The organism is Kaistia algarum (assembly GCF_026343945.1).
GTDB lineage: Bacteria > Pseudomonadota > Alphaproteobacteria > Rhizobiales > Kaistiaceae > Kaistia > Kaistia algarum.
The window spans coordinates 233,578-254,055 of record NZ_JAPKNJ010000002.1; the positions used below are offsets into that span (position 1 = coordinate 233,578).

Genomic DNA, 20,478 nt, shown 5'->3' on the forward strand with positions numbered 1-20,478 from the left:
TGCCAGCCGCCCAGCGACTCGCGCCGTTGCCGCTTCCCGGTTTGGGGAATAGTTTAATGGTAGAACAGCGGACTCTGACTCCGCTAGTCTTGGTTCGAATCCAGGTTCCCCAGCCACTTTCGTAAAAGTCAATAAAAGCAATGACTTAGACGAAAATCGACCATCAAAAACGGGTCTAATGTGTAACACCTTTGTGGGTGTTACACGGGGGGGCCGAGTGACCTTGATTCGATAGATCTGGATCTCGTCGTCACACCTTGCCGTCACAGTCGGGCGCCACACTCTTTATCGACTAGCCGAATAGAAGCTCCTCAAGCTCGTTCTTCGTCGGGATCTTGCCATCACCGATGATCTTTATCAGCACCGACCTCAGTAGCTCGAATGTTTGAAGCAGGTCGTCACCGGCGTGGCTTGGCTTGCCGTGAGCGGCGGCAGAGCGCTTGTCATAAAGATTGACGATACGCCGTTGCTCCGCCAGCCGAGTTGGCCCTCGAGGCTTGGTGTACGCAGCTATTAGCGACGAAACGCGGAACCTTAGTTCAGATGTTGATGGGGAGAAGATCGCTTCCAGGGCTCCCCAAAGTGAAATCAACGCCAGCGCCGAATTTTCTACGAACTGACCGGTATCCAGGGCACCAGCAGCTAGCCTGAATTCGGAGCTAGTCGTCATTAGGTGAAAGGTAGGTTCGAAGTGGGTGACGACCCATGGCAAGCTATTCAATATCCTGCTCGAGTCGATCGCGGCCAACGGGAACGACTTCTGTCGATGTTCAACCGGTATGATGTGGGCTACGGCGTCCGCCGCATCGCGAATCGTCGCAAAGGGCATATTGGAAATCGCAGGTAGCGTGATTGACGGATCTGACCACAGTCGAAGCAAGAACAGGATTGTCGTTGCTATCGTCTGTCGCTCCTCTGCCGTCTCGCCGGCTGCCGGCGGGATAGTGACCTGGGTGATGATATCCTGCCCGAAACCACCTCGAGCCTGTTTCCAAGGAGCAGGGTGGTGACGGCCGGGTCCCACCGGAGTAAATGCCATCGTCATCGGGCTCATGAGGTGCGCGTAGGTCGCTTCCATGACAATTCCACGACTAAAATAGACTTTTTCCCCGGCAAGGAGCGGACCACTTAGTCCCAGATAGATTCCGTTTGAAAAATCGTCTTTCATGACAGCCCGACAAAGCTGATAAGTGCCGCTGCATCGCAGGTACACAATGAAACTGTAATTGTAGGTCGATATCCACTATAGCGTTGATTACGAAAATCGCCAATCGAACCGCAAGCCGACGATTGCAACGCAGCGTCCTTTTATGAATTGTGTAATTCTGCGCCTTCCAACGAGTGACAGGAGATAAAGATGAAGCTGCCGGTCCTACTCGCGGTCGCTATCTCTATTGGTGTGTTCATTTCTCCCGTTTTGGCCGCAGAGGATCTCTATGACGTATCGGGAAAATTCGCGGGCAAGTACTTTTGTATAGCATCTGCCGCCGGTGGCGTCATTTATAGCGACGTCGAAAAAGAATGGCGCGCCACCTCGTTTCGTGTAGACGAGAATAAATTCGTCATAAATATAAAAAAAGAGCGAGTGGTGAAGGCCGGAGATGGATTCTTATCTGGCGATGCGATGTCGTATGCAGTCACCATATCCGATTTTGTCATTAATACCCCGCAATATTGCACGACTCGGTCGAATTATGTCGATGGAAGTGTTATGAGCTTGTCCATGTGGAAGGGGGGTGCGTTTAGATGCTCGGCTGCTCTCAAAGACTACACAATTAATCTTGCCACTGGTCGGTATCTTGCGGCTTATCTCGTGGGGTATGTGAGCGGAGTGGACAACAACGAGGATACACCCAGCCTAACGATTGGCAGGTGCACGAAGATCGAATAGGCCTTGCACACGCTCGCGAGATCATCAACCGACGATGCATCTGAGCTCAAGTCGGCCAGGTCCGTGGCGGCGCGGTGGGCGATGTCCTGTGTGATCTAATCTCCACTGAAGTCGAGGCCTCATATGAACCAAGAGCGCCACGGTCGGAGCTGGGCGCCCTCTGATAGTTGCGATGGGGTCGAGGCTGGGCCAGCCACTCCACTTCATTGTTGCCCGGCACCTGCGTCCAGCGAAGAAACGTCTCGACGAAGCTGCGGAGAGCGGGATCATGCGCGCCGAGCTTTTGAAGCTGATCACGCTGTTCGGCGAAGTTGATTGCTCCCATGCGGTAACGCTCGAGAATTTCGGCGACAGCCTGCGGCGAGGCGTTAGCGGGGTAGGTCATAGATCTTCATCCTTAGTACGGGAGGTCGTGCAGGCCTGCTATAGCGGCGGCTCGACGGCACGCAGTCGAAAGTCAAAAGATTCTCAGGTCGCCGCAGAGAGTCACTGGCGGCCTTCGTCATCGTCGTCGGCTGATGGGTTCGTCCGACCCATCGTTCGGGCGCTGCGGTCCCATTCCGGTGATTTGCGGAGTCAGCCAGGCAGTAGACGGGCCGCACGTTCGCCGAGGCGAGCGTGTCAACGATCTGTTGCCGGTCTATCGGGCCGGATAAGCCCTGAAGATCCTCGACGAGCCGGGAGTAGGTCGCATCGGGAAGAAAGGTGTCACGCATCGGTGACTCTGTGTTGAGAGCGAGGCAGAGAGTCGCACGGCGCAATTCGCTAGGAGCGCAGCGTTTCTTCTCTTTGTTGCCCGGAGGGCTTCCCCATCGCCGGAGGTGTTCATTCTGAAGGCTGGAGATCCTCATCGCCGGAAGGGTTCCCTTCTGCGGACAGAAGATGCTTCACCGATAGCGGAGCCGAAGGCGACGCTCCGCAGGCGCCGCAGGCGCCGAGGATCTTTCATTCTTCCTAATGCGCGGAGCGCGGGGGCGAGCCGCAGGCGAGTATCCGAATGGCCTGACGCCCTATCTTGCGCTTGGAACGGCGCTCCAAGGGGCGGAGGCGCATGCTCCGGCGCTCGCTTGGGCATCGATCGATGCCCATGACGAGATGACTCGCCTGGAGCTCGAGGCGCTGGCTGAGGAGCTTGGACTCGTCTTCCGGTCGATCGAGAGCCGCCCGGTCTTCGCGCTCGTCGATCCTGGCGAATGGTCGTCGGCCTGGCAGGAACGGCTCCTTCAATCGGCCCGCGAATTGAAGCTCGGCGCGGATCGCCTTCGTACGTCTTTGATGGAATTCCAAGCCCGGCTTGGCCTCCCCTCGATGGACGATGCGTCGATCGAGGAGCTGGGACGACTCCGAGACGTTGCGACCGCGCTGCGGGCGAGTGCGGGTGCCGATCATACGATCCTGTTCGACCGCACTTTCACCCGTCTTCGTGAGGCGCTGTCGACGCTTGGGTCGGCGATCCAAGGCTATCGCGCCGCTGAGGCGAATCTCGCGGCGAACTTTCCAGCGGACGTCGTGGCGAGTCTTCCGCTCGAAGAGATTGACTACCAGTGGCGTCAGGCCGTCGCCTCCGCCTGGCCGAAGCGCTGGCTCGCCTGTCGCCGGGTCACGCGACTTCTTCAAGCCTATGCTGCGGGCGGCGCGACCGATCCTGCGCGGGATTTACCCCTGCTGCGCAGGATGCGGGAATGCCTCGCTACGGTCGAGGCGAGCGAATTCGCCGGAATGCCTGTGGAGTTTTCGGGCATCGATACCGATCTCGATGCGCTGGACGGCCGGCTCAGGGGTGCGTCGAATTTGCGGGAAAGCCTGCTGCGCCTCGGCGTCGGCAACGAGGCGTTGCAGTCCGTGGCGCGGGCGATCGCGCCGGCGCTCCGCTCCGGTAGCGAGGATGAGCCGGTTCGCCGGAGCGCGGACAGCTTCGCGTCGGCCTTTGTCGATTTCGAGGCGTCGAGGGCCGCCTTCGCAGAGGTCGCCGGTGTGGACCCGCTGGATTCCATTTCGACCAGCCTCCTGTTCGACACGTCGTTGCGGATGGGCGAATTGGTGGATGCTCGGCCATTGTTGCGTGACTGGTCGACGTGGTGTGCCGTCCGTCGCAGGGCGAAAGCAAAGGGCCTCTCCCCGCTCGTCGAGGATCTGGAGTCCGGTGCGATCGCGCCCGAGGCGGTTCTTGAGGCCTTTCGTCTTGCCTATGCCCGCTGGTGGCTGCCACCCTTGCTCGATTCCGATCCCGTGCTGCGCGACTTCCGCCGCTTCCAACACGAGCACGCCATCGACGACTTCCGTAAGCTGGACGATCTCGTGCGGGCCGACGTCGCATCGCGCGTCGCCAGTTCGCTCGATCACGGCCTGCCGCCGGCGGCAGGCGTTGCGCCGAACTCCGAACTCGGTCGCCTCCGGCATCAGATGGAGTTGCAGCGTCCCAGCCGATCCATCCGCGAATTGATCGCCGCCATGCCGGAGACATTTCCTCGGCTTGCCCCCTGCATGCTGATGTCGCCACTGTCCATTGCGCAGTATCTGCCGCCGGACCAGGCGCTGTTCGATGTCGTTATCTTCGACGAGGCGTCCCAGATCACGACTTGGGATGCCGTGGGAGCGATCGCACGGGCGCGGCAAACCGTGATCGTCGGCGACCCGAAGCAACTGCCTCCGACCAATTTCTTCGGCCGCAACGATGATGACGGCGATGGCGACGGGGCAGGGGATGACGATGCTGTCCCCTTCTACGAGCGTGACCTGGAGAGCATCCTCGACGAAGCGAAGGCGGCCGGACTGCCGATGCGGGACCTGCGCTTTCACTATCGCAGCCGCAACGAATCTCTGATCGCGTTCTCTAACTGGCACTACTATCAAAACCGCCTGATCACCTTCCCGGCCCCCAATGTCGAGGATCGCGCCGTGCGCCTCCGGGCGGTGCGGGAGGGCATCTATGATCGAGGCAAGAGCCGGACCAACCGGATCGAGGCGGAAGCCGTGGCGGCCGAGGCGAGCAATCGCATGCGCCGTTGGCTGAAGTTGCCCGAGGCGAAGCGCCCGACGCTGGGCATCATCACCTTCAACGCGCAGCAGCAATCGCTGATCCAGGACTTGCTCGACGAGGCGCGCCGCCGCGAGCCCGCGCTGGAATGGTTCTTCGCCGAGGATCGCGTCGAGCCGACGATCGTGAAGAACCTTGAAAACGTTCAGGGTGACGAGCGCGATCTGATCCTGTTCTCGATCACTTTCGCGGCCGATGCGGCAGGGGTTCGGCGAATGGACTTCGGCGCCTTGAACCGGGATGGCGGGGAGCGGCGGCTCAACGTCGCCGTGACGCGTGCCCGCCAGGAACTCATCGTCTTTTCCGGCTTCACCGCCGACCAGATCGACACGGAACGGAGCCGCGCGCTCGGCGCGAAGCATCTGAAGGCATTTCTCTATTATGCGGAACGGGGTGCGATTGCGCTCCCTGCGCAGGACCGTGGCTCGGTCGGCGGTCCGGAGTCCCCGTTCGAGGAGGCTGTCGCGGAAAGGCTCCGTCGGCTTGGTTGGGAGGTGATGCCTCAGGTCGGTATATCCGGCTTCCGCGTCGATCTCGGCGTCCGGCATCCCGAGCGAGCCGGCGCCTTCCTTGCCGGCGTCGAATGTGATGGCGCGACCTATCATAGCTCCGCCACGGCGCGTGACCGCGACAAGGTGCGCGAGCAGGTGCTTCTCGGCCTTGGCTGGAACATCCTTCGAGTCTGGTCGACCGATTGGTGGTTCGATCCGGACAGCGCGATCGAACGCCTGCATGAAGCGCTTTGGGTCCTGCTCGAGGAGAGTCGCAATTCGGCCGAAGCTGAGAATTCGGGTGACGAGTCCAGTCGCTGGGAAATGGGCGACGAGGTGGAGCCCGCCGCCGGTGGCGCGGAACCGGAGCTGGAATCCGAGCCCGCTCCCACCGTGCCGGAAGATACCGAAGAGCCAGCCGATGACCGCGTCGTCAACCTCGACCATGCCGCCGAGCCCAATCTTCACAACGGCGCGATGCCGGCCGCTGGCGGAGAGGACGCGCCGGTTGATCTCCCTTCCATCGCTGGGGACCCTCCGCGCTATCGCATAACCAATCTTGCCGGCATACGCGCTGAGCCCGACCGCTTCTTCGATTTCACCTACCGCGTCACGCTGCGTTCGATGGTCGATGCCGTGCTCACCTGCGAGGCGCCGATCAAGGAAGACATCCTGTTCCAACGCATCGCTCGCGCTCATGGCTGGCTGCGCGTCGGCGGGCGTATCCGCGAGCGCGTTGCGCAGCACTTGCGCGACGTCGACCGAAGCGAGGAAACGAGCGGGGTGTTCCTTTGGCGCAAGGGCACCCTCGCCGAGCGAATCCCGTACCGCCAGCCTCTTGATGCGGGCTCCGGCCGTGCGATCGCCGACATTCCGCTCGCCGAACTGGCTGCTTTCGTCGCTGACAATCTCGACATTGTCGACGAGCCCGATCCGGCGCTGGCTCTCGCGCGGCTCCTCGGCCTGGGGCGGCTCACCGCCCCGACGAGAGCCCGTCTCGACGAGGCACTGTCTCGCGGACGATATCGCGGGGCATTAGGATCCCAAGATCCTGCGGCGTTGGAGGCCTGAGAGGCCTAATTCTTCTGCGCGGACGGCTTCGCCGGCGTCATCGCACTATCGGCTGTCCGATGGAGCGAGCGCGGAACCGTGCGCCCCGCGGCACTTCTGTTCGTTCGACAGGCCCGTGGCGTAGGTCGTTGAGCGAGGCGCTCCTCTCCAGTGAGGGCAGGGACCGGACGGATATCGGCACAGAGCGTCTGGCAGGGGCCGTGGCGTGCGAGCCGCACCCGTCGGGGCCCGGCTGCGGCTACCGAGCGGGAACGCTTCAGACCCTCAAGCTCGGGTGGCGTTTACATATTTCAGTTGACCATTGACTTATGACGAAATTGACGTGATTTACAGAAGTCAGCGCGGCACGGAAATTGTCCGCGACGTCGGGGAGGACATCCGACGCAGTCTTCTAATCATCCTTGCCTATGGCGGCAGGCTTGGCGTCGCTCGCTCATGGGGCGCCTTCAGGCTTTAGGCTTGGGTGCATCGACGGAACGGGAATTTGCGGGAGAGATGATGCAGAGGTTCATCAATGATCCGGACGATCTGGTTGACGAGACCGTAGCCGGCTTCGTCAAAGCGCATCGCGATCTTGTCCGGCTTGACCCCTCGAATCCTCGGGTGGTGGTGTCGACGTCGGCACCGCATGTCGGCCGCGTCGGCATCGTCACGGGCGGCGGATCGGGCCATGAGCCGGCCTTCATCGGTTACACCGGCCGGAACATGGTCGATGCGGTCGCCGTGGGGGAGTTGTTCTCTTCGCCAACGGCCAAGAGCTTTGCCGATGCGATCCGGGCCGCCGATGGCGGGGCAGGGGTCGCGGTGCTCTACGGCAATTATGCCGGCGACAATATGAACGTGAAGATGGCCGCCGAGATGGTCGTCGCCGATGGCATCGAGGTCGCGACCGTCGTCGCCAATGACGATGTCTGCTCCGCGCCTCCCGCTGAGCGAGCCAAGCGCCGCGGTGTGGCGGGCGAGATCTTCATGTGGAAGATCGGCGGCGCCAAGGCGGCGCAAGGTGGTTCTCTGGCTGACGTGAAGGCGGCGGCGCAGAAGGCGATCGATGCCTGCCGCTCCGTCGGCGTGGGTCTCGGCCCCTGCACGCTGCCCGGCGTGGGGCATCCAAACTTTCAGATCGCGCCCGGCACGATGGAGGTCGGCATCGGCCACCATGGCGAGCCCGGCACGCGCGTCGAGGCGTTGAAGACGGCGAACGAGGCGGCCGACGACATGCTGTCGATCGTGATGGACGATCACGGCCTGTTCCCGGGAGCCGAAGTCGCGGTGCTGGTCTCCGGCCTCGGGGCGACGCCGGTGAACGAGCTCTATGTGCTCTACGACCGGATCGAGACGGGACTGGAAGCGCGAGGGATCCGCGTCCACAAGGCGTTCGTCGGTAACTATTTCACCTCGCTGGAAATGATCGGCGCGACGCTGACGGTGATGGTTCTCGATGAGGAGACCAAGGCGCTGCTCGATCTAGAAGCCGTGTCGCCGGGCATGGCGACGGGGACGGTAGCGGCACCGGCGGCGGCGATGGCGGAAGCTGGCGCGCGCAAGGTCCAGGCGCGGCGCGAGGAATTTCGGTCGGTTCGTGTCAGCGATGTGGCGATCCATGGCCCCGCCGTGGCGAATGTCGGGTCGGACGCCATCGTTGCCGAATTGGCGGCCGTGATCGTCGCGAACAAGGCGCATCTGTCGGAGATCGACGGGCTGATCGGCGATGGCGACCACGGCATCAACATGGCCAAGGGCTTTAGCCGCGCCGCGGAGCGGATCGAGGGCAAGGGGCTGAGCCTCGATCAGTCTCTCCGCGTCCTCTCCGACGTTCTGATGTCGGAGATCGGCGGATCGATGGGGCCGCTTTATGGGCTGATGTTCCAGGAGATGGCATCGGCTATCGAGGGGCGCAGCGCTATCGATGCCGAGGGCTTCTCGGCCCTGCTCAACGCCGGCCTTGCAGGCGTTCGGCGCACGGGATCGGCCAATGTCGGCGACAAGACGCTGATGGATACGTTGGTTCCTGCGGTGGCCTCCTTCGATGCGACGAAGACCCAGGGTTTCGTTCCGGCTCTGCGGGCTATGCGCCTCGCCGCGGAGACGGGGCGCGACAGCACCGTCGACCTGGTGGCGAAGGTCGGTCGGGCCAGCCGGCTCGGCGAACGATCGCGGGGCGTGCCCGATGCGGGCGCAACCTCCTGCTGCCTGATCCTCGTGACGCTGGGCGACGCTTTCGAGAAGCGGCTGGCCTGAAAGGAGGCGTCGTCATGGTGCCGTTGACTGCGGACCATATTACCGACCTGTTCCGCGTCATCGCCGCCCGATTGATGGAGGCGCGGACGGAACTCGGCGTTCTGGATGGCGTGATCGGGGACGCCGATCATGGGAACTCCATGGCGGAGGGTTTTGCCGCCATTGTCCGGGCGAGTTCCGACGCCGCCATGCGAGGGGCACCGGCGGGGGATCTCTTTCCGGTGGCGGCGCAATCCTTCCTCAGTGCCGTGGGAGCGACGACCGGACCGCTCTATGCCAGCGCGTTTCTGCGGGCGGGAAAGCTCTATACCGGCCGGATCGAGATAGCCCCCGAGGCGATTCCTTCGTTGATCCCGGCCTTTGCCGACGGCATTCGCGAGAGGGGCAAGGCCCAGCCGGGAGACAAGACGATGCTGGATGTCTGGGCCCCCGCAGCGCGGGCGGTGCAACAGGCCGAGGCGCGCGGACTGGATCCGATTGCCTGTCTCGATGAAGCGGTCAACGCGGCGGAAGATGGGCGCGAGGCGACCCGCGCGATGGTCGCCTCCGTCGGGCGGGCGGCACGGCTGGGCGAACGCACTCTGGGCCATGTCGACCCGGGCGCGGCATCGGCAACGATCATCATCGCGGCTCTGCGCGACGCGATGCGGCGCCGCGAGAGGGCGGTCCGATGATGGCACGCCCAGCTCAAGGGGTTGAAAGCGACGCGACGGTTCCGATGCCACTGCGGTTCGGCGACGACACGCTGCTCTGGGCGGCCTGGCTCTATTATGAAGAGGGGCTGACGCAGGGCGAGATTGCCGAGAAGATGGGCCTGTCGCGCGCCTCGGTGAACACCTATCTGGCCGACGCCCGTACCCGTGGCATCGTCAATATCGAGATCGCGCCCGATCGCTTTCGGGAACTCTCTATCGCGCAGGCGCTGAAGGATCACTTCAACCTTCAAGATTGCCTCGTCATCCCCACCGATGGTGACGGGCGCCCGCTGATCGCCCGGCTCGGTGCCGCTGGAGCGCAGGTTCTCAAGAGTTTCGTCCGGCCGGGAGACACCATCGCCGTCACTTGGGGCCGGTCGGTCCTGGCCTTGGCCGAGGCGCTCGACCATCCCGGCCTCGCCGATGTGCGTGTGGTGCAGGCGACCGGCGGGACGACGGCACGCATTCCCTGGACGCCGGAAGCCTGCGCCTCGCGTCTGGCCGAGGCGCTGAAGGCGCGGTGCATTCCGCTGTCGGCGCCGGCCATCGTTTCCTCGCGTGAGGTGAGGGAACTTCTGCTGCGCGAGCCGGTATTGGCAGAGCAGATGGCAATCCTCGCGGAAGCGAACCGGATCGTCATGGGCATCTCGTCGCTGCGTCCGGAAAGCACCATCCATACCAGCGGATTCCTCGACGGCATCGATCAGCATTCGCACTATGATTCCGCGGTTGGCAGCATCGTCGGGCGCTTCATCTCGGCTCGAGGCCAGCCTGTCCTTGGGCCATTGACCGAGCGGACCATCGGTCTCGACCTGGAGATGCTGCAGCGCATTCCACAGCGGATCGCTGTCGCCGGTGGCATCGACAAGATCGCCGCGATCCTCGCCGCGCTTCGTGCCAAGCACGTCAATGTGCTCGTGACGGACACGGCGACGGGCCGGGGCATTCTGAATGCCGAGGGCTGGACGGAACCGCTGCGCCGCTCCCATCCTGAGCCGGTTCTGCCTGCCCTGTCGCGGAGCCACGCCAAGAAACTGATCAACGCTCCGCAGGACGCGGTGGATGAATGCCTCGGTGGCGCACTTCTGGCGCATGAGGCGCTGATCGCCCCGGTGCCGGGCACGACGCGGGCGGTGATGGCCGCCGCCGGGCCGCGCACCGGCAAGGTCGCCATCGTGATCGGCGGCGGATCGGGCCATGAACCCGGCTTCTGGGGCTTCGTCGGCCGTGGGCTGGCGGATGCGGCGGCAGTCGGGAACATCTTCGCGGCGCCGCCGCCGGGGCCGATCCTCGCCGCCAGCCGCGCCGTCAGCGGCGGGGCCGGACTGCTTTACATCTATGGCAACTTCTCGGGCGACGTCATGAATTTCGAAATGGCAGCCGAGATGGCCGAGGCCGAAGGGCTGCGCGTCCGCCAGATCGTGACCATCGACGACATCGCATCGTCGCCGCTGGAGTCGCGCGCCTCGCGCCGTGGCGTTGCCGGCAACATTTTCGCCTTCAAGATCGCGGGTGCTGCCGCCGACCGGATGCTGCCGCTCGAGATATGCGAGGCTCTCGCGCGGCGTGCGGCGAACCGCACCTATACGATGGGGCTTGCCCTTGAGCCCGCGCGCCTCTTGGACACGCGTCGGCCCAGTTTTGAACTCGGCCCCGACGACATGGAGATCGGTGTCGGCGTCCATGGCGAGCCGGGCGTCGTGCGCCGGAAGCTCGCATCGGCGGATGACTGCGCCGACCTGCTGCTCGACCGTATCCTTGCCGAGATGAAGCCCGTGCACGGCGACCGGGTCGCAGTGCTGGTGAACTCGCTGGGCGGCACGCCGGCTATGGAACTCTACATCCTGCATCGCCGCGTGCGTCAGAGGCTGAAGGCTCACGGGCTGGTCGTCCATAAGAGCCTCGTCGGGCCCTACTACACCTCGCTCGACATGGAGGGGGTGTCGCTGTCGCTGCTGCATCTCGACGACGAACTGGCGTCCCTGCTCGACCATCCTTGCCACGCGCCCGCTGTGACGGTGTTGGAGCGCTAGCCATGAGCGTCGCGTCGAACGAAAGCGTCTTTGACATACGTCATCATGAATTGACAATTGACACGAGATCGCGGCGATATGCGGAAACGGCGGGGCGGCAACGCCTAGTCGCGCGGGAGGGTTGAAGTGCCATCAGCTTTGGATCGCCAGACGATGTTCCTGGCGTCGATCAATATTGTCGTCCTGGTCGCGGGCGCGGTGCTCGCCGGACACAATTTCATCGACAGCTACAATCTGCAGTCGATGGCGGCGCAGGTACCGGAACTGGGACTTCTGGCGCTCGGCGTGGCGCTGGCCATGATCTCGGGCAATGGCGGCATCGACCTGTCGGGAATCGCACTGGCGAACCTCGCCGGCATCATCGCCTTCCTCGCGACCAAGCTGATGATCGTGCCGGATGACGCGCCCATGCTGTTCGCCTGGACCCTCGCGGGAATTGCGCTGGCCGTCGGGCTGGTCGGCGGGCTCATCAACGGGATCGTCATATCCATCGCGGGATTGACGCCGCTGATCGCCACGCTGGGAACGCAGCTCCTGTTCACGGGGATCGCCGTGTTCCTGACCAACGGTTCCGGGGTCAGCATGGGCTACATCCCGCCGCTCGATGATTTCGGCAATTTGCCGATCCTCGGCGTGCCCATCTGCTTCGCGCTTTTCGTTCTGATCGCGGCGGGGTTGGGTTTTGTACTGAAGTTCACGCCCTTTGGCGTGAAGCTGATGCTGCTGGGAAGCAATGCGAAAGCGGCCCGCTATGGCGGGATCTCCGAGCGGCGGATGATCATCGTAACCTATACGATCTGCGGCTTGCTCGCTTCTGTCGCCGGCATCGTGATTGCGGCGCGGAATTCATCCGTCAAGTGGGACTATGGCAGTTCCTACGTGCTGATCGCCATTCTGATCGCGGTGCTGGGCGGGGTTAAGCCCGAGGGCGGCCACGGCAAGGTCCTATGCGTTCTCCTGGCGGCGACGGCGCTTCAGACGCTGTCGAGCCTGTTCAACTTCATGGAAATTTCCAACTTTTTCCGCGACCTGGCCTGGGGAGCGCTGTTGCTGGCGCTGCTGGCTTCGGCGCGCGTGGATCTTTCGCCTTGGCTTCGTCTGAGGCGGTAAGGGGTGCGGGCTCTCCAAGAGAGCGACGCGCGGGACGGACTAGCAATTGTTCAAGACATTGGAGGAATAGCAAATGAGTCTGATCGCGAGACTGGCGGGCAGCGTGGCGCTGATCGGCCTGCTGGCCACGGGCGCGGCGCAGGCCGAGGACAAGCCGAACATCACCACCGTGGTGAAGGTCACCGGCGAGAACTGGTTCATCCGCATGAACGAAGGCGTCGATGCCTTCGGCAAGGATCATCCTGAAGTTGCCGTCAGCCAGATCGGGCCGGCCAAGGCCGATGCAGCGCAGCAGTCGCGTATCATCGAAGACCTGGTGGCCCGCGACGTTTCGGCGATCGCTGTTGTCCCCATGGATCCTTCGGCCCTTGAAGGCGTTCTGCGCCGTGCGCAGCAGCGCGGCATCAAGGTCATCGCGCATGAAGGCAGCAACATCGTCAACGCCGATGCCGACATCGAGGCTTTCGATAACGCTGCCTTTGGCAAGCGCATCAACGAAGGCCTGGCGGAATGCATGGGCAAGAAGGGCAAGTGGACGACGTTCGTCGGCTCGCTCGGCAGCCTGACGCATAACCAGTGGGTCGATGCGGGCGCGGAAAACGCCAAGCAGTATCCGGAAATGGAACTGGTGTCGGCGAAGAACGAATCCTTCAACGATGCCAACCGCGCCTATGAGAAGGCCAAGGAAATCCTGCGCCTGCACCCGGATATCAAGGGCTTCCAGGGCTCGTCCGCCATCGACGTGATCGGCATCGGCCGCGCGGTCGAGGAAGCCGGCCTGCAGGGCAAGATCTGCGTCTATGGCCTGGGTCTTCCCAAGGACAGCGGTCCGTATCTGACGTCGGGCGCGATCAATCGGATCTATTTCTGGGATCCGAAGGATGCCGGCTACGTCATGAACGTCGTGTCCAAGATGGTGCTCGACGGCAAGCCGATCACCGACGGCATGGATCTCGGCGTCCCCGGCTACAATGCCGTCAAGGTGAGCAAGGGGCCGGGCAAGGGCGTCCTCATCCAGGGTCAGGCCTGGGTTGATGTCGGCAAGGACGACTTCAGCAAGTACCCGTTCTGATCCGATCGATCGATCTGCAAGAGGCAAGGCCGCGGATCATCGCGGCCTTGCAGACGAAAGACCTCATCAGGACACCGCGATGCAGCCCCAGCAGTCTCCAGATCCGCAGGCAGGACCGGCTCCCGCATTCCTGGAAATCCGGAACGTGCGCAAGTCGTTTGGAGGGGTTCGGGCCCTCAAGAATGTCAGCCTGACGCTCCGGCCAGGCCAGATCTACCATCTGATGGGCGAAAACGGCTGCGGCAAGTCCACCCTAATCAAGATCATCTCGGGCGCGCAGCGCGCGGATGAAGGGCGGATGCTCATCGGTGGCGTGCAGACGGGAGAGGTGGCGGGCGACCTCGGCGCCATCGGCGCGCTCAAGGCCGGGATCGAAACGGTCTACCAGGACCTGTCGCTGCTGCCGAACCTGTCGGTGGCCGAGAATGTCGCGCTGACCCGGCAACTCGTCGAGGCCGGCGGGGCGCTGGCGCGGCGGCTCGATGTCGGCGCGCTCTATCGCAATGCCGCGCTAGCGCTTTCGCAAGTGAACCTGCCGACCGACCGCGCTTTCCTGACGCGGCGCACCGACACGCTTCCGATCGCCACGCGCCAGCTGGTCGCCATCGCGCGCGCCATCGCCGCCGAGGCGCGGCTGGTGATCATGGATGAGCCGACGACGTCGCTGACCCGGCAGGAGGTGGACAACCTTCTGCGGGTCGTCCGCAATCTTCTGGATCAGGGCGTTGCCGTACTGTTCGTCACCCACAAGCTGGATGAGTGCAAGTCTTTGGGCGGCCACGCCATCGTCATGCGCGACGGCGAAAAGGTCGCCGAACTCGACGTGGCAACCCATACGAAGGCCGAATTCAGCCATTGGATGACCGGACGCGAGATCAGCGAGGCCCGCTATCGGACCGACCCGAAGCTTGGCGACGCCTTGCTGGAAGTCGAGGGGCTGGGCTCGGGCAGCGCCTTTCGCGGGCTGTCGTTCTCCGTCCGTCGGGGCGAGATCCTCGGGATCACCGGCTTGCTCGATTCAGGCCGCAACGAGCTGGCGCTGGCGCTGGCGGGTGTTGCGCCGGCGGACCAGGGCCGCATCCGGCTGGGCGGCAAGATCATCGCACCGAAGAGTCCCGCGGCCGCCATCCGGGAGGGCATCGGCTATGTGCCCGAGGACCGGCTCACCGAAGGGCTGTTCCTGGAGAAGCCGATCCAGGACAACATCACGCTTCCCGTTCTGAGCCGCCTTTGCGGCGCGCTGGGCATCATCAGCACGGGGCGTGCGCGCAAACTGGCCGAGAAGACCGTCGCCGACCTGCAGGTGGTCGCTCCCGACGTGACCGTACCGGTGCAGTCGCTGTCGGGTGGAAACCAGCAGCGCGTGCTTATCGGCCGCTGGCTGACGATCGAGCCCCGGCTTCTGATCCTGCACGGCCCTACCGTGGGCGTGGATGTCGGATCGAAGGACACGATTTTCCGTATCATTCAGCGTCTGGCCGATGAGGGGATGGCGGTCGTGATCATCAGCGATGACCTGCCCGAACTGATCCAGAACTGCGACCGCATCTCGGTGATGCGGCAGGGCGCCATCGTCGCCACCTATGCCGCCGATTCCGTCAGCGAGGACGCGATCTATCAGACCATGGCCAGCGACGCCGAAGGCATGAAGGAAGGCGCAAAATGACCGATCTGGCCGCCCAACCTGCCACCATTCCAGCCGGTCCGGCCGCCCGGGTCTGGGAGCTGATGAAGCGTCGTCCGGAGCTCTTCACGCTGGCGCTGACCATCCTGACGATCATCGTGGTGGCCATCGCCAACCCCGATTTCCTGGCCGTGAACAATCTGTTCGACATCCTGCGCGCCTCGGTCGTGCGCGGGTTGTTCGCGATGGGCGTGCTCGTCGTCCTCGCCGCTGGCGGGATCGACGTATCCTTCACGGCGATCGCCGCCTTCGTCATGTATGCGCTGACCATGCTGGTGACGAACGTCTTTCCCGGCATGCCGCTCTGGATCATCCTGCCCTTGGCAGCGATCGGTGGTGCCGCCTTCGGTGTGGTGAACGGCCTGCTCGTTCACACCTTGCGCGCGCCATCGCTGATCGTGACCATCGGCACGCAATACATCATCCGCAGTTTCCTGCTGACCTTTGTCGGCACGGCGCTGTTCATGAACATTCCGCCCGCGATGGACGCCTTCGGCAAGGCGGCGATCTACACGCATGTCGGCGCGGACGGCGCGATCTCGATGCTGCCCGCGACCGTGATCGTGCTGGTCGTGGCGGCGCTGGTGACGTGGTTCATCCTTGAGCGCACGCTGATGGGTCGTGCGATTTTCGCCTCGGGCGGCAATCCGGCCATTGCGGAGCGGCTGGGGTTCAATCTGTTCCGAGTGCGGTTGTTCGTCTTCGGCTGGGCTGGGCTCCTGGCTGGCGTCGCGGGAATCGTGCATGTCGCCAGCAATCGCCTTGCCAATCCCTTCGACCTCTCCGGCATGGAACTGGAGATCATCGCCGCCGTCGTGCTGGGTGGCGCGCGGATCACGGGCGGGTCAGGCACCGTCATCGGCACGCTGCTTGGGGTTTTTCTCATCACCATCGTCAGCAATGTGCTGATCTTCGTCGGAATCCCCAGCACGCTACAATTGGCTATTGTCGGCGGCTTCATCCTGCTGGCAGGAACGATCTTCGCGCTTCGCAGCCGCGGCTGAACGGCCACAAGGCCGCGCTCAATCACAAGGGGGGAACATGAGCCACGATGTCTCGGTCATCGGCCTTTACATTCTCGACATTCTCGGCCGCCCGGTCGATGCGATCCCGGCCGGCGGGAATGTGGAGTTCATCGACGAAATCCGTCTGACCGTTGCGGGCACAGCCGGTGGCACGGTGGTCGATCTCGCCAAGCTGGGTCTGAACTGTCTTGCCGTCGGCGCGGTCGGCGATGACGAGAAGGCCGATTTCGTCCTGTCGACGCTGAAGAAGTTCGGCGTCGATACGGCGCTGATGCAGCAGCTCAAGGGGGTTCCGACCTCGGCGACGATCCTCAACGTCCGGCGGAATGGCGACCGCCCGGCACTGCACCAGCGTGGCGCCTCCGACCATTTCGAAGTGCCGGTCGCGGCGCTCGATGCCGTTCTGGCCCCTCCGATCATCCATCTGGGCGGCACGGGCTTGCTGGCGAAGCTGGACGGCGAGCCGAGCGCGCGGCTGCTGGCCGAGGCCAAGCGGCGCGGGCGCATCGTGACGTTCGATCTTCTGGGCGCGAATGCAGGCACCCTCGATCTGATCGCGCCTCTGCTGGCCAATATCGACTATTTCATGCCTTCGATCGAGGAGGCCCGCCTGATCTCGGGCCAAGCCGATGTCGAGGCGGCAGGGCGGTTCTTCATCGACCGGGGGGTGAGGCACTGCGTCTTCACGCTGGGCGGCGATGGGGTCTGCTTCATGGATCATGCCGGGCAGGTGATGCGCCAGCCCGCCTTCGACATTCAGGTCGTCGATACGACGGGCTGCGGCGATGCCTTCGACGCCGGCTTCATCACGGCGCTGCATCACAAGATGGATCTGAAAACCGCCCTGAATTTCGCACAGGCGTCGGCGGCGCTGGTGGCGACCGGTCTCGGGTCGGATGCCGGGATCCGGTCGTTCGGGGACACGATGGACTTCATGAACACCACGCCTGTCCGGTCCTAGCTGGCCAGCAGGGCCTCCGCGGTTTCCATATCCGTGACCAGATGCGTTGCGAAGCCGCCCTTCAGGGTTGCCCGCAGTGCATCGACCTTCCACGGACCGCCCGCGACGCAGAGCCGTCGCGGGATGGCGCGCAGCTCGGATAGTTCGATTCCCATCATGCGGTGGTCGAAATCGCGCGTGACCTGCCCGCCCTCGGCATCGAGGAACCGACAGATCAGAACGGCCTTCGCGCCGATGGCCGCGTAAGCATCGATTTCCGCGTCGGTCGCCACATCGGCGATGCGCATGGTGCTTTCCGGCCCCAGACTGCCGACGCCGAAGACGATGGTGCGCGCCTGGCGGATCAGGTCGAACTGGTGTTTCAGGATTGGCTCGTTCCGCAGGGCGAGGCAAAGCTCCGCGCTGCTTAGCACGGCTGGGGCGTGCATGTTGACGCTGATGGCCCCGAGATTGCGCGCCATGATCGCCGTGCAAAGCTCCGAGGAGAATTCGCGCTTGCCCATGGATGAGCCGGTAACCTGGACGACGCTCAACCCTTCGACGGGTCGCGCCAGGGCGATGGCATCGGCCACCGCCAGGACCGTCCGCCCCCAGGAGACGCAGATGGTCTCGCCTGGCGAGATCATCCGCTCCAATTGCCGCGCACCGGCGGCGCCAAGGGCAGACAGGCGCTGCGTCGCGTCGGCGGGATTTCGGGGTATCACCAACGCCTCGACGAGGCCGAACCGAGCTGCCAGCGCGCGTGCGACCGTGCTGCGCGCCATCACTTCCGCGCTCATCATGATGCGCACGGCGCCGCGTTCCCGGGCCTCTTGCAGGTAGTTCACGATGGTTGCACGCGAAACGCCGAGTTGGGCGGCGATCTCGCTCTGGTTCAACTGCTCTTCATAATAGAGCCAGGCCGCCCAGACGACGACATCGTCAAACTCCGCCGGAACGATCGCGTCCGATACCATGTCGTGCATGACCCCCTCGCAACCCTCGGTTCTTTGCACAGAATTCCGTGACTGCCAACCGTTCGACAAATGCATCTTGCCTTTTGTCATCTCAATATGACAATTGACACTGCATTGTGTCTGCGTGCGCGTTGCACCATCCGAACGCCAGAGAGAACCTCCATGAAATCCAGCTGGTCTGACGCCGAATTCGAAGTGGTCGTGTCGGGATATGAAAGGGCGGAGATCAACCGCGACGTGGCGATCCGCACCTACACGACTCGCCTGCTCGGCGCACAGTCTAGTCTGGTGCTGCACGGGGGCGGCAACACATCGGTCAAGACGGTGCTGCAGGATCATGATGGCACGCCGGTCGAAGTCCTCTGCGTCAAGGGCAGCGGCTGGGACATGGGCCAGATCGAGCCGCCGGGACTGCCAGCCCTTCGGCTGGAGCCACTGCGGGCGATGGTGAACTACGAGCACCTCTCCGATGACGACATGGTGATGCTGCAGCGCCGGTTGCTGCTTGATCCCTCGTCCCCGAATCCTTCGGTCGAGGCGGTCCTGCACGCGATCCTGCCCTTCAAGCATGTCGACCATACCCATGCCAACGCCATCGTGGCGCTGACGAACCAGCCGAACGGCGAGGCGATCATCCGGGCGCTCTTTCCCGAAATGATCGTGGTTCCCTATGTGATGCCGGGCTTCGATCTGTCGAAAGCCTGCCTTAAGGCCTATTCGGAGAGGCCCGACGCGCCCGGGATGATCCTGTTGAAGCACGGTATCTTCACCTGGTCCGACGATCCGCGCATCGCTTATGAGGCGATGATCGAGGCGATCGATCGGGCCGAACGACGGATCGCCGAAGGAAATCCCAGCCCGTTCGGACGGGCCGCGGCGCCGTCGCTGCCTCTCGCTAAGGCGGCCGACATTGCCCCGATCCTGCGGGGAGCGATCGCTTTGCCCGGCAAGCAGGAGGGAAGGCCGCGACGCTTCATCCTGGAACACCGAAGCAACCCGGACATCCTCGATTTCTGCGGCGCGCCCAATGTCGGCGATCTCGTCCGGCGCGGCAACGCGACGCCCGAGCATGTCATCCACATCAAGCGTTTCGGCGTCGCCTTGCCCGCGCCCGTGGCAGGCGATCTGGGGTCCTGGGCCGAATTGGTGAGGGCGCGAATTACGGAATATGTCGCCGATTATCAGGCCTATTTCGACCGCAACAATGCGCGCGTGGGGGGCGGCAAGACCATGCTGGACCCGATGCCGAGGGTCTTCTACGTTGAGGGCCTTGGCATTTTCGCCGCCGGGCCGACCCGCAAGGCGGCCCGGATCGGCGCCGATGTGGCCGAGGCCACGATCACGGTGATCCGGGGCGCCGAAGGCATCGACCGCTTCGAAGCCCTGTCCGAGGAAGACTTGTTCGACATCGAATATTGGTCGCTGGAGCAGGCGAAGCTCGCCAAGCAGGCCGAGAAACTGCTGACGCGGCAAGTCGCGGTCATCACGGGCGGGGCAGGTGGTTTGGGTCTCGCCATGGCCGAACTGCTGCACAGCGAGGGCGCGGAGATCGCGCTGATCGACATCGATGCGGCGCGTGTGGCGGCCGAGGCGAAGCGTCTCGGCGGCCTCGGTCTCGCCTGCGATCTGACGGATGCAGGCGCGGTGGACGCGACGATCGCGCAGGTAGCCGAGGCGTTCGGCGGCGTCGACATCCTCGTGTCCAATGCGGGCGCGGCCTGGCAGGGCGCTCTGCTGGACGTTTCCGACAGCGACTTCGCCGCGGCGTTCGATCTGAACTTCTGGGGCCATCACTACATCGCCCGCGCCGTCGTAAGGGTCATGCTGAAGCAGGGGACGGGCGGTGCAATCCTGTTCAACGTCAGCAAGCAGGCGGTCAATCCGGGTCCGGATTTCGGACCCTATGGCACATCGAAGGCGGCGCTGATGGCGCTGATGCGGCAATACGCGCTGGAGCACGCGGCGGACGGCATCACGGTCAATGCGGTCAACCCCGACCGAATTCGTACCGGGTTGATGACCGACGCCATGGTCGCGGAGCGCGCTCGCGCCCGCGGCGTGACGCCCGAACTCTATATGCGAGGCAATTTGCTTCAGCGCGAGGTGACGGCGCGGGACGTGGCCGAGGCCGGACTGGCACTCATCACGTCGCGGGCGTCCACGGGAGCCGTGCTCACCGTCGATGGCGGTAATGTCGCGGCGATGATGCGCTGA

The 20,478-nt window shown here is 63.7% G+C and carries 14 protein-coding genes and 1 tRNA gene; 12 read left to right on the forward strand and 3 right to left on the reverse strand.

Annotated features, from left to right (window positions below; translation table 11 throughout):
• Positions 1 to 42 precede the first annotated feature (42 nt).
• Positions 43 to 116: transfer RNA gene (locus OSH05_RS14425), tRNA-Gln, on the forward strand.
• A gap of 176 nt (positions 117 to 292) precedes the next feature.
• On the opposite strand, the gene OSH05_RS14430 is transcribed toward OSH05_RS14425, so the two are convergent.
• A complete protein-coding gene (locus OSH05_RS14430) occupies positions 293 to 1,168 on the reverse strand; it encodes a hypothetical protein (protein WP_133163124.1) in 876 nt (291 codons plus the stop codon).
• Positions 1,169 to 1,357: 189 nt separating this feature from the next.
• Between OSH05_RS14430 and OSH05_RS14435 the strand changes: the two genes are divergently transcribed.
• Entirely contained in the window at positions 1,358 to 1,891 is a 534-nt protein-coding gene (locus tag OSH05_RS14435) for a hypothetical protein (RefSeq protein ID WP_104219867.1), read from the forward strand.
• Between the two features lie 46 nt (positions 1,892 to 1,937).
• Here the strand turns inward: OSH05_RS14435 and OSH05_RS14440 are convergent, their stop codons facing one another.
• The gene (locus tag OSH05_RS14440) at positions 1,938 to 2,276 is read right to left on the reverse strand and encodes a hypothetical protein (RefSeq protein ID WP_104219866.1); all 339 of its coding nucleotides are present in this window, start codon (positions 2,274 to 2,276) and stop codon (positions 1,938 to 1,940) included.
• 572 nt (positions 2,277 to 2,848) lie between these two features.
• Here OSH05_RS14440 and OSH05_RS14445 point away from each other — a divergent pair.
• The 9 genes from OSH05_RS14445 to OSH05_RS14485 all read left to right on the forward strand — a co-directional run bounded on the left by OSH05_RS14445 (position 2,849) and on the right by OSH05_RS14485 (position 17,308).
• Positions 2,849 to 6,490 (forward strand): DUF3320 domain-containing protein, encoded by a 3,642-nt coding sequence (locus OSH05_RS14445; RefSeq protein WP_104219865.1) that lies wholly within the window; start codon positions 2,849 to 2,851, stop codon positions 6,488 to 6,490.
• A gap of 498 nt (positions 6,491 to 6,988) precedes the next feature.
• Complete coding sequence (gene dhaL / locus OSH05_RS14450) at positions 6,989 to 8,728, forward strand: dihydroxyacetone kinase subunit DhaL (RefSeq protein WP_104220011.1); 1,740 nt, start codon at positions 6,989 to 6,991, stop codon at positions 8,726 to 8,728.
• Between the two features lie 14 nt (positions 8,729 to 8,742).
• Positions 8,743 to 9,402 (forward strand): dihydroxyacetone kinase subunit DhaL, encoded by a 660-nt coding sequence (gene dhaL / locus OSH05_RS14455; RefSeq protein WP_104219864.1) that lies wholly within the window; start codon positions 8,743 to 8,745, stop codon positions 9,400 to 9,402.
• Positions 9,399 to 11,456 (forward strand): bifunctional sugar-binding transcriptional regulator/dihydroxyacetone kinase subunit DhaK, encoded by a 2,058-nt coding sequence (locus tag OSH05_RS14460; RefSeq protein WP_104219863.1) that lies wholly within the window; start codon positions 9,399 to 9,401, stop codon positions 11,454 to 11,456. The genes dhaL (OSH05_RS14455) and OSH05_RS14460 overlap by 4 nt, the downstream gene beginning before the upstream one ends.
• A 153-nt stretch (positions 11,457 to 11,609) precedes the next feature.
• The gene (locus OSH05_RS14465) at positions 11,610 to 12,566 is read left to right on the forward strand and encodes an ABC transporter permease (RefSeq protein ID WP_104219862.1); all 957 of its coding nucleotides are present in this window, start codon (positions 11,610 to 11,612) and stop codon (positions 12,564 to 12,566) included.
• 73 nt (positions 12,567 to 12,639) lie between these two features.
• The gene (locus OSH05_RS14470) at positions 12,640 to 13,638 is read left to right on the forward strand and encodes an autoinducer 2 ABC transporter substrate-binding protein (RefSeq protein WP_104219861.1); all 999 of its coding nucleotides are present in this window, start codon (positions 12,640 to 12,642) and stop codon (positions 13,636 to 13,638) included.
• A gap of 79 nt (positions 13,639 to 13,717) precedes the next feature.
• Positions 13,718 to 15,304: a sugar ABC transporter ATP-binding protein gene (locus tag OSH05_RS14475; RefSeq protein WP_104219860.1), complete on the forward strand. Its 1,587-nt coding sequence runs from the start codon at positions 13,718 to 13,720 to the stop codon at positions 15,302 to 15,304.
• Positions 15,305 to 15,366: 62 nt separating this feature from the next.
• Entirely contained in the window at positions 15,367 to 16,326 is a 960-nt protein-coding gene (locus tag OSH05_RS14480; RefSeq protein WP_407660408.1) for an ABC transporter permease, read from the forward strand.
• 37 nt (positions 16,327 to 16,363) lie between these two features.
• On the forward strand, positions 16,364 to 17,308 hold the full coding sequence (locus tag OSH05_RS14485; RefSeq protein ID WP_104219858.1) for a carbohydrate kinase family protein: 945 nt from the start codon (positions 16,364 to 16,366) through the stop codon (positions 17,306 to 17,308).
• Here the strand turns inward: OSH05_RS14485 and OSH05_RS14490 are convergent.
• The gene (locus OSH05_RS14490; protein ID WP_104219857.1) at positions 17,305 to 18,273 is read right to left on the reverse strand and encodes a sugar-binding transcriptional regulator; all 969 of its coding nucleotides are present in this window, start codon (positions 18,271 to 18,273) and stop codon (positions 17,305 to 17,307) included. The two genes, OSH05_RS14485 and OSH05_RS14490, sit on opposite strands and share 4 nt — an antisense overlap.
• A 153-nt stretch (positions 18,274 to 18,426) precedes the next feature.
• On the opposite strand from OSH05_RS14490, the gene OSH05_RS14495 reads away from it, so the two are divergent.
• Positions 18,427 to 20,478: a bifunctional aldolase/short-chain dehydrogenase gene (locus OSH05_RS14495; RefSeq protein ID WP_104219856.1), complete on the forward strand. Its 2,052-nt coding sequence runs from the start codon at positions 18,427 to 18,429 to the stop codon at positions 20,476 to 20,478.